Below are 14,754 nucleotides of genomic sequence, written 5' to 3' on the forward strand. Positions count from 1 at the left end.
CCCCCCCCCCCCCCCCCCCCCCCCCCCCCCCCCCCCCCCCCCCCCCCCCCCCCTCGCCCCCCCCCCCCCCCCCCCCCCCCCCCCCCCCCCGCTGCGCAAGATCGGTGCGATCGACTTCGCCACCACCATCGCCCCCGGCCTGCGCGACGTCCTGCTCACCGGCAAGGTGAAGGAGGCGACGACCCGCTCGTCGGACGGCCGCCGGGTGTACGACGCCGTCGTGCTGGACGCGCCGCCGACCGGCCGGATCGGACGGTTCCTCAACGTCACCGCGGAGACCGCCAAGCTGGCCAAGATGGGTCCGATCAAGACCCAGAGCGACGGGGTGGCCTCGCTGCTGCGCTCTCCGATGACCGCCGTGCACGTGGTCACGCTGCTGGAGGAGATGCCGGTCCAGGAGAGCCTGGACGCGATCGGCGAGCTGTCCGCGCTGGGCATCCCGGTCGGCCGGATCATCGTCAACGGCGGCCGGCCGCCGCTGCTGGCCACCGGCAAGATCACCAAGACCGAGCTCAAGCGTGGGCTGGCCGCCGCCGGCCTGCCCACCGACGCCGCGACGGTCAACGGCCTGCACGCCGAGGCCCGGGCCCACCTGACCCGCCGGGAGCTGGAGGAGTCGCTGCGCTCGGAGCTGTCCGAGCTGGGCCGCCCGATGCTGGAGCTGCCGCTGCTGGCCGGCGGGGTGGACCTCGACGGGCTGCACGAGCTGGCCGACCTGCTGCTGAGCGCCTGACCCGGCCGGTCACCCGGGCGCCGGAGTGTCTGACCCGCCACACACCGCAGTGCTGCACGCCGCGCGAGGGGCTACGAGTCAGTACGCTCGGAACGTGGCCGCTGATCAGACCGCCCCTCGCCTGGACGTCGACGCTCTGCTGGCCGATCCGGCCACCAGAATCGTGGTCTGCTGCGGCGCCGGCGGCGTGGGCAAGACCACCACGGCGGCGGCGCTCGGCCTTCGCGCGGCGGAGCAGCACGGCCGGCGCACGGTGGTGCTCACCATCGACCCGGCCCGCCGGCTCGCCCAGTCCATGGGCCTGACCGAGCTGGACAACACCCCGCGGCAGGTCAAGGGCATCGACACCGAGGCCACCGGCGGCGAGCTGCACGCCATGATGCTCGACATGAAGCGCACGTTCGACGAGGTCGTGCAGGCGCACACCTCGCCGCAGCGGGCCGCGGAGATCTTCGCCAACCCGTTCTACCAGGCCATGAGCTCCACCTTCTCCGGCACGCAGGAGTACATGGCGATGGAGAAGCTGGGCCAGCTGCGCGCGGGCGACGAGTGGGACCTGATCGTGGTCGACACCCCGCCGTCCCGCTCGGCCCTGGACTTCCTGGACGCCCCGGCCCGGCTGTCCCGCTTCCTGGACGGGCGGATGCTGCGCCTGCTGATGGCCCCGGCGCGCGGCGGCCGGAGCATGTTCAGCCTGGTCACCGCCTCGTTCGGGATCTTCTCGCGGGCGGTGCAGAAGATCCTCGGCGCGCAGCTGCTGACCGACCTGTCGGGCTTCGTGGCCGCGCTGGACTCGATGTTCGGTGGCTTCCGGCAGCGCGCTGACGAGACGTACCGGATCCTGCAGGACCCGCAGACCGCGTTCCTGCTGGTCGCCGCCCCGGAGCGGGACGCGGTCCGGGAGGCCGCGTATTTCGCGGAGCGGCTGGTCGCGGAGCGGATGCCGCTCGCCGGCCTGGTGCTCAACCGCACCCATGAGACCGCGTTGCCGACCGTGACCCCGGCCGAGGCCGAGGCGGCGGCCGCCGAGCTCGACGCGGCGGGCGATCAGCAGGCGACCGCGGACGCGCTGCGCATCCACGCGGCCCTGCTGCGGCAGATCGACCGGGAGGTACGGGTGGCGGCCACGTTCACCGAGGCCTTCCCGGACGTCCCGGCCGTCGCAGTGACAGCGCAGCCCGCCGACGTGCACGACGTCGACGGGCTCCGGACAATCGGTGCTGCCCTGTCCCGGGACCAGGTGTCCCGGTCCTGAAGAATCAGCGGGTGGAGACGAGCACCTTGTCGGCGCCCTTCTCCCGCAGCGCGGCTTCGAACATCTTCCGCCAGCTCGCCACGTGCGGGTGCCGGCGCAGCAGTGCGCGCCGCTCCCGCTCGGTCATGCCTCCCCAGACGCCGAACTCGATCCGGTTGTCCAGAGCGTCGGCCAGGCATTCGTAGCGGACCGGGCAGCTGCGGCAGATCCTCTTCGCCACGTTCTGCTCGGCGCCCTGCACGAACAGCGCGTCAGGGTCGCCACTCTGACATGCCGCCATACTGGGCCAGTCGCTGATCATCCCCATCTGTTCACGTCCCCCCTTGCTTCCCCTGACGCCGGCGGACTCATGTCCCCTCAAGTCACACAGGCGTCGTGCGATAGCTCGCCGGATCATCATGCTCTGTAGTCGGGCGATTACGCAACGTTGTCCCTCAAAAACGTATACCTCGGTAGTTCCGGGCATCTCGGGCTGACCGAACGACGGGAAGTTCGCGAAAACTCTGGAAAAACGCCACACCAGGCCGAGGTAAGAGGCAGAATCATTCTGGGCAAACCGTAACCTTCGCGACGGGCGGTCACGGGTATCTTTCGCGTACCCTGCTCAGGTGACCTCCTGGATGCGCAGACGCGATCACAACATCTTCGCCAACGCGACCTCGCTGCTGATCTGCGGCCTGCTCGCAGGCGTGGTGGTGGCCGCCGCGGCGTTCCCCGCCGTGGCCATGTCCGGCCTCGCGGCCAAGGCCGGCGGAGAGACGTTCGCCAGCCTGCCGAGCGAGCTCAAGCAGGCGAGCGCCCCGCAGATCAGCCGGGTCTTCGCATCGGACAACAAGACGCTGATCTCGGCGTTCTACGACGAGTTCCGCAGTGAGGTCCGGCTGGCGGACATCTCGATCAACATGCAGAACGCGATCATCGCCGCCGAGGACCACGAGTTCTACAAGCACAACGGCGTCGACATCAAGGGTGTCGCCCGGGCGTTCGTCAACAACAAGAGCGGCAAGTCCCAGCAGGGCGCCTCGACGCTGACGATGCAGTTCGTCCGGATGTCGCTGGCCTACTCGGCGACCAGCCCGCAAGAGGTCGTCGACGCCACCAAGGACACCCCCAAGCGCAAGATCAACGAAATGAAGTACGCGCTGCAGATCGAGAAGGATCTCTCCAAGCAGAAGATCCTCGAGGGCTACCTGAACAAGGCGCCCTTCGGCAACGGCTCGTACGGCATCTTCGCCGCCAGCCAGGTCTACTTCAGCAAGAAGCCCAAGGACCTCACGGTCGCCGAGTCCGCCCTGCTGGCCAGCATGGTGAAGGCCCCGACCGCGTTCAACCCGACCACCGCCAGCGGCTACCCGCAGGCGCTGGACCGTCGCAACTACGTCGTCAAGCAGATGCAGGACCTCGGCTTCGTGACGGCGGCGGACGCCAAGAAGGCCACGGACACGAAGATCAGCCGCACGGTGAAGCGCCCCGGCAACGGCTGCGTCTCGGTGGCCAAGAACCACTGGGGCTTCTTCTGCGACTACTTCTACCGCTGGTGGCTGAGCCAGGACGCCTTCGGCGCGACCACGTACGACCGGGAGCGGCGCCTGAAGAGCGGCGGCTACCGCATCCAGACGTCGATGGACATCAAGGCGCAGCAGGCCGCCCGGGACAACATCGGCGAGCACATCTCGCAGAACAACCAGAACGCGCTGCTGCTGGCGGCCATCCAGCCCGGCACCGGCAAGGTCCGGGCGCTGGCGGCGAACCGCAAGTTCAAGCTGGACGATCCCGCCGACCCGAAGAACAAGATCTCCTCGGACCCGGCCAAGGCCCGCAAGAAGATCCGCGGTACGTACCCGAACACCACCAACCCGCTGCTCACCGGCGGCGGCGACATCACCGGCTACCAGGCCGGCTCGGTGTTCAAGATGTTCACCCTGGTGGCCGCGCTGGAGAACGGCTATCCGCTGGCCTACTCGATCAACGCCCCGGCCAAGGCCATCACGAAGTACCGGATCGCCCCGGGGCGGTCGACGTGCAACGGCATCTACTACTGCCCGAGCAACTCGGGCGGCAAGGCCGGCGGCGTCACGAACATGTGGACGGGCTTCAGCCGCTCCATCAACACGTTCTTCGTACCGCTGCAGGAACGGGTCGGCGCGGAGAAGGTGGTCGACGTCGCCCAGCGCTTCGGCGTGAAGTTCCGCACGAAGACGGACATCGACCTCGCGTCGAGCCGGGACGCCGCCCACCAGTGGGGCGCCTTCACCCTCGGCGTCTCGTCCTCCACCCCGCTGGAGATGGCAAACGCGTACGCCACGCTGGCCGGCGACGGCATGTACTGCGACCCGACCCCGGTGCAGCAGATCATCTCGCGGACCAACGAGAAGATCGACATCGGCAAGCCGCACTGCACCCGCGCCACGTCCCCCGACGTGGCCCGCGCGGCGCTGGACGCGGCCCGCTGCCCGGTGGGTGACAACGCCCAGCTCGGCAGCTGCGGCGGCAGCCGTACGGCCGGCGCCGCCCGCGGCATCATCGGGCACCCGATCTTCGGCAAGTCCGGCACCACCGACAACGACAAGACCGCCGCGCTGATCATCGGCAGCAGCTCGCTGACGGTGGCCGGCTACCTGGTCAACCCCGACTACCAGAACCACAAGGACCGGATGTCGCACGGCATCGTGAACCCCGCGGTCTGGAACACGATGGCCGACTACATGCGGGGCAAACCCAAGGTCCAGTTCAAGAAGCCGGGCAGTTCGAAGATCTCGATCGGCGAGCAGCGCTCGATCCCAGGCGTGGAATGCGCGACCATCGCCGGCGCGATAGCCCGCGTGGAGAGTGCCGGCTTCACCGCCTCGGTGGGCCAGGAGGTCGAGTCGGACTGCCCGAAGGGCACGGCGGCGGGCACCAATCCGCCCAACCGGACCATCAAGAACGGCTACGTCAGCATCGAGATCAGCAAGGGCAAGGGCGACGACAAGCCGGAGGGCCCCGAGAAGCCGAGGCCACCAGGACGACGCTGAACGAGGACGGGCGGGCCACCTTCGGGTGACCCGCCCGCTGCGTATCAGGGGTGTTGCACGAGCCCTTCGGGCGGCCCGGCCGCCGCATCCGGCGGTGCTTCGTCAGCCTTCGGCCGGCCCCGGCCGCTGCGCTCCTGGCGGTGCTTCGTCCGCCTTCGGCCGGCCCCGGCCGCTGCGCTCCTGGCGGTGCTTCGTCAGCCTTCGGCCGGCTCCGGCCGCTGCGCTCCTGGCGGTGCTTCGTCAGCCGAGCTGCTTGCGTACCGCTGCCGCCACCCGGCCGCCCTCGGCCCGGCCGGCCACCGCCGCCTGGGCCGCCTTCATGGCCGGGCCCATCTGGGCCTTGCCGGTGAAGCCACCGGCCTGGAGCGCCCCCGCGACCAGCTCGGCGATCTCGTCGTCGGTGAGCTGCGCGGGCAGGTAGCGGTCCAGGATCTCGCCCTCGGCGTTCTCCTTCGCGGCCTGATCGGTGCGGCCGGCCCCGGCGAAGGCAGTCGCCGCCTCCCGGCGCTTCTTCGCCTCCTTGGTCAGCACGGCGAGCACCTCGTCGTCACTGAGCACCTTGGCCGCGTCCCCGGCCGTCTCGGCGTTGCGCACAGCGGTCAGCGCCATCCGCAGCGTCGAGGTGGTCAGCTCGTCCCGGCTCTTCATGGCGGAGTGCAGGTCATCGTTCAGGCGGTCTTTCAGCGTTCCCATGGACGCCCAAACTACTCTGGCCTCCATGCGCAAGCGTCCCTTTATCTCTCTGGCCGCCGGTGTGACCGCCGCCGGTGGCGCCGCCCTCGCCTACGCCTCGCTGATCGAACGCAACCTGTTCACCCTGCGCCGCATCGACGTCCCGGCGCTGGAACCGGACGCCGAGCCGATGCGCATCCTGCACATCTCGGACCTGCACATGATGCCGGACCAGCGCCGCAAGCAGGCCTGGGTGGCCGCGCTGATCGGCACGGACCCGGACCTGGTGGTGGTCACCGGGGACAACATGGCCTCCCCGGAGGCGATCCCCGGCGTCCTGCGCGCGCTGGACCCGCTGCTGCACCTGCCCGGCGCCTTCGTCTTCGGCTCGAACGACTACCGCGGCCCGCTGTGGAAGAACCCGCTGCAGTACCTGCTGCCGGAACGCGAATACGTGCAGGGCGTGGAACTGCCGGCGGAAGACCTGCGAGCGGCCTTCACCGACGCAGGCTGGACCGACCTGAACAACGCCCGAACCGTGATCAAAGCCGGCGGCCGCTCGGTGGAACTCGTCGGTGTCGACGACCCCCACGTGGACCGCGACGACTACCCGTCCGTGTCCGGCCCGGCCTCAACCGGCGCGGACCTGCACATCGGCGTGACCCACACCCCGGCCTCCCGCGTCCTGGACCCGATGGCCGCAGACGGCTTCAACCTGCTGCTGGCCGGCCACACCCACGGCGGCCAGGTCTGCGTCCCCGGCTACGGCGCCCTGACCACGAACTGCGACCTCCCGACCGCGATGGCCAAGGGCCTGCACCGCTGGCCGGGCTCAGACGCCTGGCTGCACGTGTCGGCCGGCCTGGGCACCCACCCGACGGCACCGATCCGTTTCGCGTGCCGCCCGGAGGCCACGATTCTGACGCTGATCCCGCGCTGACCTGCGGTTTTACGGACCAGGGATACCGATTTCGCGACGGCCGAAGCGTCGGCTAGTATTGCTGAGCACGCTCGGGGTGTGGCGCAGCTTGGTAGCGCGCTTCGTTCGGGACGAAGAGGCCGTCGGTTCAAATCCGGCCACCCCGACCACGAGAAAGTGCAGGTCAAGGCCCCTCCACGGAGGGGCCTTCGCCATATCCCGGGTTGGGCGCGTCAGACCAGCATGAGGCCGCTCGGAACAAGGGGCGCAACCAGGCAGGCGGTCCAGTACCAGGACCCCGGAACCGGCGTCCTGCGGCGGAGCCACACGTTGACCAAGCCCCAGAGCGAACCGAACCCCAGCACGCCGACGGCGGCGATGAGATACCAGACGAGCATGCCGTCGTTCTCAGTCGGTTCGCCCACCGTCCAGCCGAGGGACGCCAGCGGCCCATTGGACAGCGCGTACCAGGCAAGAAAGATCACGACGACGGCCGGAACGCCCAGCAGGACGTTGACGCCGACGGGGACGATCATCAGTCGCAGACCATTCGGCGCCGGGCTCATGGCGGCGAGGGTACGGGGCTCCCGCAACGAAATGTCATCCGAGGCTGCGTTGAGCCAGTGGCCAACGCCCATCGATGACCGCCGCGGTCCTGGCGCACGTCGGAGGTTGCGCAGACCGGGCACGCCGACTTGACCACGCAGACAGCCTACGGAAGTCCGAGGCAGCTCAGGTGTCGTAGATGCCGCAATCCCACGGCGCCGCGAACGCCATGTAGTTGCCCGGCTCAGCCGTCACCCACCAGATGTCGTCAGGGCCTTCCGGCGCCTGAGCGATGAGCCCGAATTCCGCACCGAACCGCGTGACGGCGAAGGGGGCTCGACCTCGATCCGGCCGAATGAGACCTTGCCGAGCTCGTCGAGGCGGGTTCGGTACACCCGATCCACCTCGGCACCAGCCAGTTCGTCGATTTTTGCTTCCAGGAATCGCCCGTCCTGATCGAACAGGTATTGGGCCACGAAATCGCGGTTGGTGGGATTGCTGTCGGTGCTGTCCTCGTCCGGCAAGAAAGGCGTGGTCAAGAAGAACTGACGGCCGTCCGCGAGGCGCCCGACGTACCGCGCATCGAAGTCGTCGTGGTTGATGGCGATGCGGCTCGGCCGGCCTGCCGCGCCGGAGGCGGGCTCACCGTCGCCGGCACATTCGTCGGCGAAAGCGCCCGGGGAGCATCCTCCGGCAAGGCCGGCTCCTGCGACCAAGGCCACGACAACACTGGTTGTGCGCCACCGCGACCAACGCCCCACGCCGACTACCTCGTCACTCTCGACCTACACGCGGCCATGAGCGTACGCAACAGCCCAGGGCCTCATTCTGTGTCCGCGAGTTTCTCAGCCAGGAGCCGCTGTCCGTCCAGATTCAGCGCCACCTGACTGTTCACGTGTTGCCGGAGTACTTGCTTCAGGCCGTCGACGTTGTGAGCCTGCTCCAAGATTTCGGCCAACGGCGCTACGATCTGCCCCGCCACCGCCTCTCGCCATGCGTCCGCCCCGAGGCTTTGCCGCAACTCGCCCTCCAGCAGATGAAGACTCTCGACCGGAATGGGCTTGATGCTCTCCGCACGGATCCCCACGCCGCACTGGTGGCAGGGCCGCCATCCGGAAGGCACCTGGTCAGCGCCGGCGAAGCCGATATTGAGATACCAGCGGTCACCCCAGTCCGACTTCTGGACGTTGACCACCGAATACAGGCTCGAGCCGAGGCGGTACCAGTTGTACCGCCGTTTGCGGTAGCCCATCGGCTTGAGCCGGACACCCAGCTCCGCCGTCAGATCATCTTGCAAGGTCACGAAGATCTCACCGGTCCTCCGATGGCCGGGCTAAGCCCACGTGAGCGCGGATCGGGCCAGAGCTAGAAGCACGCAGGTGGCCCCGGAGAGACCGCCGATCAGCAGCCACAGCGCCAGCGGGCGAGTACGCCGAACCAGCGCCGCACCCAGAGCCACCGAAAGCGTGGCCGGGATGATGACCAGCTCAGCCCGGCTGAAGCGGGCGTAAGGAATCCCCGCCGCCTCGGAGCCTTCCGTCCAGGTGAACCAGACGGTGTGCGGCCACCACCAGTACCCGAGCACGACCAGATTCGGTGCGGCCCCGAGAAGGATCATCAGCCACCGGAGGGGAAGCCCCGCTGACGGCCTCGCCTCCTCGGTCACAGGGGTCAAGTTAACCCAAGCCGGGGCCGGTCTGCCCCGGGAAAGCGGGGAAGACCGGCCCTGACAGCAGCTCACTTACAGGCGAGGTCCTGAGCCGGAAGCTCACCCGTCGTCAGGTACGCCTCAAGCGCCCCCATCGCACAAGCACTAGGCCGAGGGTGAACCACCACCCCATGCCCACCAGCATCAACAGTCACCAGCACCGAATCCGCTCCCATAGCCCGCCGCATCCCCTGCGCCGTCCGCAGCGGCGTAGAAGGATCCCGCTCGTTCTGCAGAATCAGCACGTTCCGCTTTCCCGTCTCCTTCACCACCGGCTCCGGCCCCGCCGGCCGCACCGCCCAAGCCGAGCAAGGCGCAACATTCGCCGGAGCCCCACCCATCAACGGATGCGCCGCCCGGTCAGCCGCCACATTCCGCGCGTACGTCCGGACATCCCGCGGCCAAGCCTTGTCCCCGCAGCTGTACGCCCACCCAGCCGAAAACAGATTGTCCTGCGGCACATCAGCCAGCGTCCCGTGCGCAACCAGCCCATTGGCCAGCCCCGCCAGGAACGCGCGGTCGTCGTCAGTGGCCCGCCCCGCCGCCACATTCCCGGCGGCCCGCCACAGCTGGGCCATCGGCGCCGAGGCACCCATCAAACTCGCGTCGCTGTACGACAACTGCCACGTGAACATCCGGACGAAGTTCCCGTTGATCGGCGCCTTCGTCTCCGCCAGCTTGACCGGCTTGCGATCGAGGGCAGCCGTCAGCGCCAGGTAGTTCTTCCGGACCTGCCGCGCGGTGCTGCCCAGGTGCACGGTGTCAGCGTTGGCGACACCGAACGCGGCCAGATCCGGCCACCGGTCCTCCATCGCCCCGCTGAAGGCCTGGAAGTCGGCGTAACCACGCTCGTTCGGGTCCACCGAGCTGTCGATGACCATCCGGTCGATCGTCTGCGGGAACTGCGCCCGGTAGGTGGAGCCGACGTAGGTGCCCCAGGAGATGCCGTAGTAGGAGACCGTGCGCTCGCCGAGGGCCCGGCGGATCTGGTCCATGTCCCGGGCGACGTTCGCCGTGGTCAGGTGTTGCAGCATCGGGCCGGAGTGGGCGGCGCACTGCTCGGCCATCCGCTTGGCGTAGGCCACGTTCGCGCCGATCGAGCCGTCGGCGGACGGGAAGGACAGGATGCCGTACTGGAGGTCGCGGACCAGTTCGTCGGCGCCTCGGCCGCAGCTGATCGGGGTGCTGTAGCCGATGCCTCGGGGGTCGAAGGCCACGAGGTCGTAGCTCGCGCGGACCTCGGCCGGCAGCAGCCCGCCCAGCGCGGTGGGCACGTCGAGGCTGGCGCTGGGGCCACCGCCGTTGGTCATCAGGACGCCCTTGCGTTTCGCCGGGTCGGCCGCCGGGATCCGGGAGATCTCGATCGCGATGGTGCGCCCCCGCGGGTGACGGTAGTCGAGCGGCACCTGCAGCGTCGCGCACTGCTGGGGAGCCGGTGCGCCGGTCGGGCAGGAGCCCCACTTGACCTCGGATCCGGCCGGGCGGGCGGTGGGCGTCGCGGCTCCGGCCGGTGCGAACGAGGTGACCGCGACTGCTGCCGCGGCGGCGACCAGGGCCAGGCGGCGGAGGGACGAGGTGTGTGAACTCATGTCCGAAACCCTAGGAAAGACGGGTACGGGCATCGATCCATCTGGCTGCCCACCGCAGGTACAGCCAGCTGGAAGGCGTCACGTTTCGCCGCGCCGGCTCGTCCTTCTCCCAACAGGTCCAGGAGGGACGTTCATGTTCGCTGCTTACGTCACGGTCACCGTCATCGGCGCCGTCTTCACCGGCACCGCCGCCGTCTTCTATCTGATCGGCCACGACTTTCCCCGGGCTCAGGCCGACATGAAGCGGGTGCCGCGGTCGTGGCTGCCCTGGCTCGGTTCGTGCCTGGCGGCCGGTTCACTCGGGCTGCTGGCCGGGTTCGCCGTACCGCTGCTCGGCATCCTCGCCGCCGCCGGCCTCATCCTCTACTTCGTCGGTGCGTTCGTCGCGCATCTGCGGGTGGGCTCCCGCCAGCTCGTGGGCCCCGCTGTCTTCCTCACCACCTCGGTGGCCGCCTTCGTGCTGAACCTCAGCTACCACTCGTGAGCTGCCAGACGTTGGCCCGCCCGTTGCGGTTCGCGCAGGCCAGGTAGGCGGCGACGGCCAGGCACCGTTCCAGGGACATGCCGTCGAGGCGCCCGATCGTCCGCAGTTCGCCGACGGTTCCGACCTGCTGGATCCAGGTGCGCCCGGGCTCCGCCGTGTCCAGCCGCAGCAGCAGAGCACCCACCTGCTCACTCAGGCCCAGCATCAACCGCACCTGACCGGTGGCCGGATCGAGCAGGGCGCGCCGCGGGGTGTCCCCGACGTCGGTGACCAGCAGCCGGGGTGGCCCAGGAATCCCCAGCGCGACGGAGTCGAGACCCGACCGCCAGCGGGTGCTGGTCCAGCGCGCTGCACCGGTGCCGGCGTCCAGCACCGTCATGCCCGAGACCGTCGACAGGCACAGGTACGCGCCACAGCCCGTCGGCTGGCCGAACACCCTCGCCGGGCTGCGCCACAACAGCCGCAGGTCGGTCAGCCGGTACGCCGTCACCGAGCCGACGCCACGCTCCCGGCGGGTCAGGTACAGCCGGTCGCCGTTCGTCTCGAAGCGCACGGTGCCGCCGTCACCGACGTACCGTTCCGGATCCCATTCGAAGCCCAGGTCCGCGGTCGCCCGCACCGCGCCGTCGGCGGCGTCCAGCACGGCGGCGTGGCCCTGCCGGTCCACGGTGATGATCCCGCCGGCGTCGTCGACGTCGAGGTAGCCGGCGGCGTCCAGGCGGCGGGACCACAGCGGTTCCCCGGTACGCAGGCTGGTCCGCTCCAGGACGGCGTATTCGATGGCGGCGCGGGTCGAGGTCAGCAGAACGCTGTCGCCGAGCACCCGCAGCACCGTGGTGGCGCCGGATGTTCGGCGCCACAGGAGGGTGCCCGTGTCGCTGTCCAGGAACGACACCTGGGCGTACTCGGGCGAGATGACGGCCAGGACGCCGGCGTCGGTGAGTTCGAGGTCGCCCACGGACTGCGGCAGGGCGGTGGTCCACTGGACCGACCGGTCGGCCAGCGAGTGCCGGCGTACCAGGGCCTGCCGGCCGACGAAGCTCGACGTGAACAGGGCCGACGGCGCGAGCGTGAAGGCTCCGGCCAGGTCGTCGGTGACCAGGATCGGGCGCAGGCGTGGTGGCTCGGCCGGCACGGACCCCGCCAGCGCCAGCGAGGCCAGCACGACCAGACCCAGGGCCGTCGGCCGCCTGCGGATGGTGCCGGGAGGCGGTGGTGTCTCCGGTACGGCGGAAGCGTCACCGAGATCGATCACCACCAGTCGAGCATCGCACCGCGGCAGAATCCTGGCCATGACCGACGAACAGATCTGTGAGGTTGTGGTCACCGCGGCCGACGGCGAGTGGCTGGCCGGTTTCACCCGGCGCCTCGTCGAGGACCGGCTCGCCGCCTGCGGGCACCAGACCACCGCGATCCGCTCCATCTACCGCTGGGAGGGTGCAGTGCACGACGATCCGGAGGCCCGCGTCGCCTTGCACACGCGGGCCTCACTGGTGGAGCGGATCGTCGCCCGGGCCGACGCCGAGCATGCTTACGACGTACCGTGCGTGCTCGCCCTGCCGGTGACCGGGGGTAATCCCGCCTACCTGGAGTGGGTCCTGGCTATGACAGATCAGCCCGGGTGAGCAGCGCCCGCAGCTTGATGCCCTCCTGGGCCAGCGACTCGGCGCCGCCCTCCTGGCGGTCGATCACGCACAGCGCGTGGTCGACGTGGGCGCCGAGCTTGCGCAGCTCGCCCGTGGAGATCACCACCTGGCCGCCGGAGGTGACGACATCCTCGACCACCAGCACCCGGCGGCCGGCCACCTCGGCGCCCTCGGCCAGGCGGGCGGTGCCGTACTTCTTGGCCTCTTTGCGGACGAAGGCGCAGGGCAGCTTCGCGTGCCGGCCCAGGGCCGTCACCACCGCGATGCCGCCCATCTCGAGCCCGGCCAGCACCTCGGTGCCCTCGGGGATCAGCACCGCCATCTGCTCGGCGAGCTGGTCCAGCAGCACCGGGTCGGCCTCGAACTGGTACTTGTCGAAGTATTCCGTGGCGGTGCGGCCGGAGCGGAGCACGAACTCGCCGGTCAGCCGGCTCACGTCGCGGACCTGCCGCGCAAGGTCAGAGTCAGTCACCGGAACAGCCTGTCAGGCGGTCTGCCGACGGTGCCGCCGGGGGCCCGGCGGCGCCGCCCAAACAAAAGTCACCCGTACGCGTAGTTGATCTGCGGGCGCGCATTAATGGTGTCCCGTTTCGGCTATTTTGCGGGCTATAGGCCGTCAATTTCGCTGAAAGGCTTGTCGTGACACCCTTCGCGCTGCTCTTCCTCTTAGCCCTCGCCGGTTCGTCCTGTTTCGCCATCGGTCGTGCTCTCGGTCGCGGCGAACGCTATGAAAAGGGCTATCGCGAGGGCTTCCGGGACGGCGAGACCGGCTCGCTGGCCCGGGCCGCGCGGCTGATCCAGATCAACGAGCGCCGGTCGATCGCGCCCGCGCTCGAATCGATGCTCGTGCCCAGCACCGTGCCCCAGCAACTGCCCGCCCGGTCGGTCAGCCCGGCCGTCGTCGGGGTCCCGGCCCGGCCGCAACTCGCGCTCTGAGCAGGACAAACGGCAGCGGGGGTACGGCCGCAGCGACCGTACCCCCGTGCACCCGGCGAACAAAGATCAGCAGGACAGGTTGCCGCCCGGGCTCACGCCGAGAATGCTCGTGAACCGGTTGTAGGCGTCGATCCGGCTCTGCACCTGGGCGGGATTGCCGCCGTTGCACTCCAGCGAGCCGTTGATGCTGCGGATCGTCTCACCGAAACCGCGGCTGTTGACCATGGCGTCGTGCGGAGTCATCGAGCCCGGCCCGCGCTGGGTCATCCAGTACCAGACGGCGGTCTGATAGGCCACCGACGCCTCGTTCTTGACCCGGTCCGGGTTGTTGAGCAGGTCGATGCCGAGCGCGTCGCCGGCCGCCTTGTAGTTGAAGTTCCAGCTCAGCTGGATCGGGCCGCGCCCGTGGTACGCGTTCTGCCCGGCCGGGCAGCCGTACGACTGGGACCGGTCGCAGTAGAGCGGCCAGTTCGCCTGGTTGATCTCCTCGACGTAGACCAGGCCACCGGACTCGTGGTTGACGTTGGCCAGGAAGGCCGCGGCCTCCTGCTTCTTCACCGTGTCGCTACCGGTTTTGGTGAACGCGGGGTACTTCTTGACCGCGTCGATCAGGCCGGCGTACGAGTAGAACCCGATCCGGTTCGGGAACATCTGGTTGAACTGCGCCTCGCTGACCGGGAAGTCCCCGGATCCGACGGGCGGCGGAGTGGTCGTGCCGCCGCCGCTGCAGTTGTACGGCTCCCAGTACCAGGTGCTGATGACCGGGTCGTAACCCGGGTTCTCGTTCTTGGCCCGGTAGTAGCCGCCGTTCGTGTACCGCACGATCGAGCCGGCCGGGTAGAACGTGCCCGCGGCCCAGTTCGGGTAGTTGCAGGTGGTATTGCCGGGCGGGGGCGTGGTGCCGCCGCCGCAGGCGCCGTTGTCGGCCCAGACGCCCGAGCCGCCGGTGCTCGGCGCCTCGCCCTGGGTCCACCACTTGGCGGTCCAGTTACGGCCGTTGTACGAGGCCCGCTGGCTTCCGGTGTAGACCGTCGAACTGTTGTAGGCGGCGACGCAGGCCTCGGCCGCGTTCGATGCCGTCATGGGCAGCACAGCCGCGGCGGCGCCGGCCAGGGCAACGCTGAGCGTGGCCACGATCGATAGGAGCCGTTTTTTGGACATGGCTCACCTTCCGTGCGTCGGGGGACGCGCACTGGCGCGAGAAAAGCGGGGAGTTACATCGACTCAACTAGATGCGGAGGTATTTGTAAAG

The 14,754-nt window shown here is 69.4% G+C and carries 16 protein-coding genes, 1 tRNA gene and 1 pseudogene; 8 read left to right on the forward strand and 10 right to left on the reverse strand.

Going from position 1 to position 14,754, the window contains the following annotated elements:
• Positions 1 to 91 precede the first annotated feature (91 nt).
• A pseudogene (locus ACZ6S4_RS40370) lies at positions 92 to 733 on the forward strand (ArsA family ATPase); the annotation flags it as partial.
• Positions 734 to 827: 94 nt separating this feature from the next.
• Positions 828 to 1,988, forward strand: a complete 1,161-nt coding sequence (gene bagB, locus ACZ6S4_RS40375; protein WP_360819641.1) for an ArsA family ATPase — start codon at positions 828 to 830, stop codon at positions 1,986 to 1,988.
• Between the two features lie 4 nt (positions 1,989 to 1,992).
• Here the strand turns inward: bagB and ACZ6S4_RS40380 are convergent, their stop codons facing one another.
• Positions 1,993 to 2,295: a WhiB family transcriptional regulator gene (locus tag ACZ6S4_RS40380; RefSeq protein WP_041832981.1), complete on the reverse strand. Its 303-nt coding sequence runs from the start codon at positions 2,293 to 2,295 to the stop codon at positions 1,993 to 1,995.
• A 313-nt stretch (positions 2,296 to 2,608) separates the two neighbouring features.
• On the opposite strand from ACZ6S4_RS40380, the gene ACZ6S4_RS40385 reads away from it, so the two are divergent.
• On the forward strand, positions 2,609 to 5,002 hold the full coding sequence (locus ACZ6S4_RS40385) for a transglycosylase domain-containing protein (protein ID WP_465480037.1): 2,394 nt from the start codon (positions 2,609 to 2,611) through the stop codon (positions 5,000 to 5,002).
• Between the two features lie 240 nt (positions 5,003 to 5,242).
• On the opposite strand, the gene ACZ6S4_RS40390 is transcribed toward ACZ6S4_RS40385, so the two are convergent.
• Positions 5,243 to 5,695: a GatB/YqeY domain-containing protein gene (locus tag ACZ6S4_RS40390; protein ID WP_360546177.1), complete on the reverse strand. Its 453-nt coding sequence runs from the start codon at positions 5,693 to 5,695 to the stop codon at positions 5,243 to 5,245.
• Positions 5,696 to 5,720: 25 nt separating this feature from the next.
• Between ACZ6S4_RS40390 and ACZ6S4_RS40395 the strand changes: the two genes are divergently transcribed.
• Positions 5,721 to 6,614: a metallophosphoesterase gene (locus ACZ6S4_RS40395; protein WP_465479969.1), complete on the forward strand. Its 894-nt coding sequence runs from the start codon at positions 5,721 to 5,723 to the stop codon at positions 6,612 to 6,614.
• A gap of 72 nt (positions 6,615 to 6,686) precedes the next feature.
• Positions 6,687 to 6,763 (forward strand) — tRNA-Pro (locus ACZ6S4_RS40400).
• Between the two features lie 63 nt (positions 6,764 to 6,826).
• Here the strand turns inward: ACZ6S4_RS40400 and ACZ6S4_RS40405 are convergent.
• From ACZ6S4_RS40405 to ACZ6S4_RS40425, 5 genes are all read right to left on the reverse strand, one after another.
• Positions 6,827 to 7,159: a hypothetical protein gene (locus ACZ6S4_RS40405; RefSeq protein ID WP_465479970.1), complete on the reverse strand. Its 333-nt coding sequence runs from the start codon at positions 7,157 to 7,159 to the stop codon at positions 6,827 to 6,829.
• A gap of 231 nt (positions 7,160 to 7,390) precedes the next feature.
• Positions 7,391 to 7,861 (reverse strand): hypothetical protein, encoded by a 471-nt coding sequence (locus tag ACZ6S4_RS40410; protein WP_465479971.1) that lies wholly within the window; start codon positions 7,859 to 7,861, stop codon positions 7,391 to 7,393.
• A 101-nt stretch (positions 7,862 to 7,962) separates the two neighbouring features.
• A complete protein-coding gene (locus ACZ6S4_RS40415; RefSeq protein WP_465479972.1) occupies positions 7,963 to 8,442 on the reverse strand; it encodes a DUF4304 domain-containing protein in 480 nt (159 codons plus the stop codon).
• A 30-nt stretch (positions 8,443 to 8,472) separates the two neighbouring features.
• Positions 8,473 to 8,757 carry a hypothetical protein gene (locus ACZ6S4_RS40420; RefSeq protein WP_465479973.1) on the reverse strand — a complete coding sequence of 95 codons (285 nt, stop codon included), beginning with the start codon at positions 8,755 to 8,757 and terminating at the stop codon, positions 8,473 to 8,475.
• Between the two features lie 119 nt (positions 8,758 to 8,876).
• On the reverse strand, positions 8,877 to 10,436 hold the full coding sequence (locus tag ACZ6S4_RS40425) for an alpha/beta hydrolase (RefSeq protein ID WP_465479974.1): 1,560 nt from the start codon (positions 10,434 to 10,436) through the stop codon (positions 8,877 to 8,879).
• A 133-nt stretch (positions 10,437 to 10,569) separates the two neighbouring features.
• Between ACZ6S4_RS40425 and ACZ6S4_RS40430 the strand changes: the two genes are divergently transcribed.
• On the forward strand, positions 10,570 to 10,920 hold the full coding sequence (locus ACZ6S4_RS40430) for a DoxX family protein (RefSeq protein WP_465479975.1): 351 nt from the start codon (positions 10,570 to 10,572) through the stop codon (positions 10,918 to 10,920).
• On the opposite strand, the gene ACZ6S4_RS40435 is transcribed toward ACZ6S4_RS40430, so the two are convergent.
• Positions 10,904 to 12,178, reverse strand: coding sequence for an outer membrane protein assembly factor BamB family protein (locus tag ACZ6S4_RS40435; RefSeq protein WP_465479976.1), 1,275 nt, complete (start codon positions 12,176 to 12,178; stop codon positions 10,904 to 10,906). The genes ACZ6S4_RS40430 and ACZ6S4_RS40435 overlap by 17 nt on opposite strands.
• A gap of 34 nt (positions 12,179 to 12,212) precedes the next feature.
• Between ACZ6S4_RS40435 and cutA the strand changes: the two genes are divergently transcribed.
• Positions 12,213 to 12,545, forward strand: coding sequence for a divalent-cation tolerance protein CutA (cutA, locus tag ACZ6S4_RS40440; RefSeq protein ID WP_360546189.1), 333 nt, complete (start codon positions 12,213 to 12,215; stop codon positions 12,543 to 12,545).
• On the opposite strand, the gene pyrE is transcribed toward cutA, so the two are convergent.
• Entirely contained in the window at positions 12,523 to 13,038 is a 516-nt protein-coding gene (gene pyrE / locus ACZ6S4_RS40445; RefSeq protein ID WP_360818734.1) for an orotate phosphoribosyltransferase, read from the reverse strand. The genes cutA and pyrE overlap by 23 nt on opposite strands.
• A 167-nt stretch (positions 13,039 to 13,205) precedes the next feature.
• Here pyrE and ACZ6S4_RS40450 point away from each other — a divergent pair, with 167 nt between their 5' ends.
• Entirely contained in the window at positions 13,206 to 13,502 is a 297-nt protein-coding gene (locus ACZ6S4_RS40450) for a hypothetical protein (RefSeq protein ID WP_360546193.1), read from the forward strand.
• 66 nt (positions 13,503 to 13,568) lie between these two features.
• Here ACZ6S4_RS40450 and ACZ6S4_RS40455 read toward each other — a convergent pair whose 3' ends face one another.
• Positions 13,569 to 14,663, reverse strand: coding sequence for a glycoside hydrolase family 19 protein (locus tag ACZ6S4_RS40455; RefSeq protein WP_465479977.1), 1,095 nt, complete (start codon positions 14,661 to 14,663; stop codon positions 13,569 to 13,571).
• Positions 14,664 to 14,754: the final 91 nt, after the last annotated feature.

This window comes from Actinoplanes sp. NPDC051405, assembly GCF_055586185.1.

What these genes read in the sequence shown, in the direction of transcription:
- ACZ6S4_RS40380 (WP_041832981.1), bottom strand. Translation starts at nt 2,295, where the DNA reads ATGGGGATGATCAGCGACTGGCCCAGTATGGCGGCATGTCAGAGTGGC.
- ACZ6S4_RS40385 (WP_465480037.1), top strand. Translation starts at nt 2,609, where the DNA reads ATGCGCAGACGCGATCACAACATCTTCGCCAACGCGACCTCGCTGCTG.
- ACZ6S4_RS40390 (WP_360546177.1), bottom strand. Translation starts at nt 5,695, where the DNA reads ATGGGAACGCTGAAAGACCGCCTGAACGATGACCTGCACTCCGCCATG.
- ACZ6S4_RS40395 (WP_465479969.1), top strand. Translation starts at nt 5,721, where the DNA reads ATGCGCAAGCGTCCCTTTATCTCTCTGGCCGCCGGTGTGACCGCCGCC.
- ACZ6S4_RS40405 (WP_465479970.1), bottom strand. Translation starts at nt 7,159, where the DNA reads ATGAGCCCGGCGCCGAATGGTCTGCGACTGATGATCGTCCCCGTCGGC.
- ACZ6S4_RS40420 (WP_465479973.1), bottom strand. Translation starts at nt 8,757, where the DNA reads ATGATCCTTCTCGGGGCCGCACCGAATCTGGTCGTGCTCGGGTACTGG.
- ACZ6S4_RS40425 (WP_465479974.1), bottom strand. Translation starts at nt 10,436, where the DNA reads ATGAGTTCACACACCTCGTCCCTCCGCCGCCTGGCCCTGGTCGCCGCC.
- ACZ6S4_RS40430 (WP_465479975.1), top strand. Translation starts at nt 10,570, where the DNA reads ATGTTCGCTGCTTACGTCACGGTCACCGTCATCGGCGCCGTCTTCACC.
- cutA (WP_360546189.1), top strand. Translation starts at nt 12,213, where the DNA reads ATGACCGACGAACAGATCTGTGAGGTTGTGGTCACCGCGGCCGACGGC.
- ACZ6S4_RS40455 (WP_465479977.1), bottom strand. Translation starts at nt 14,663, where the DNA reads ATGTCCAAAAAACGGCTCCTATCGATCGTGGCCACGCTCAGCGTTGCC.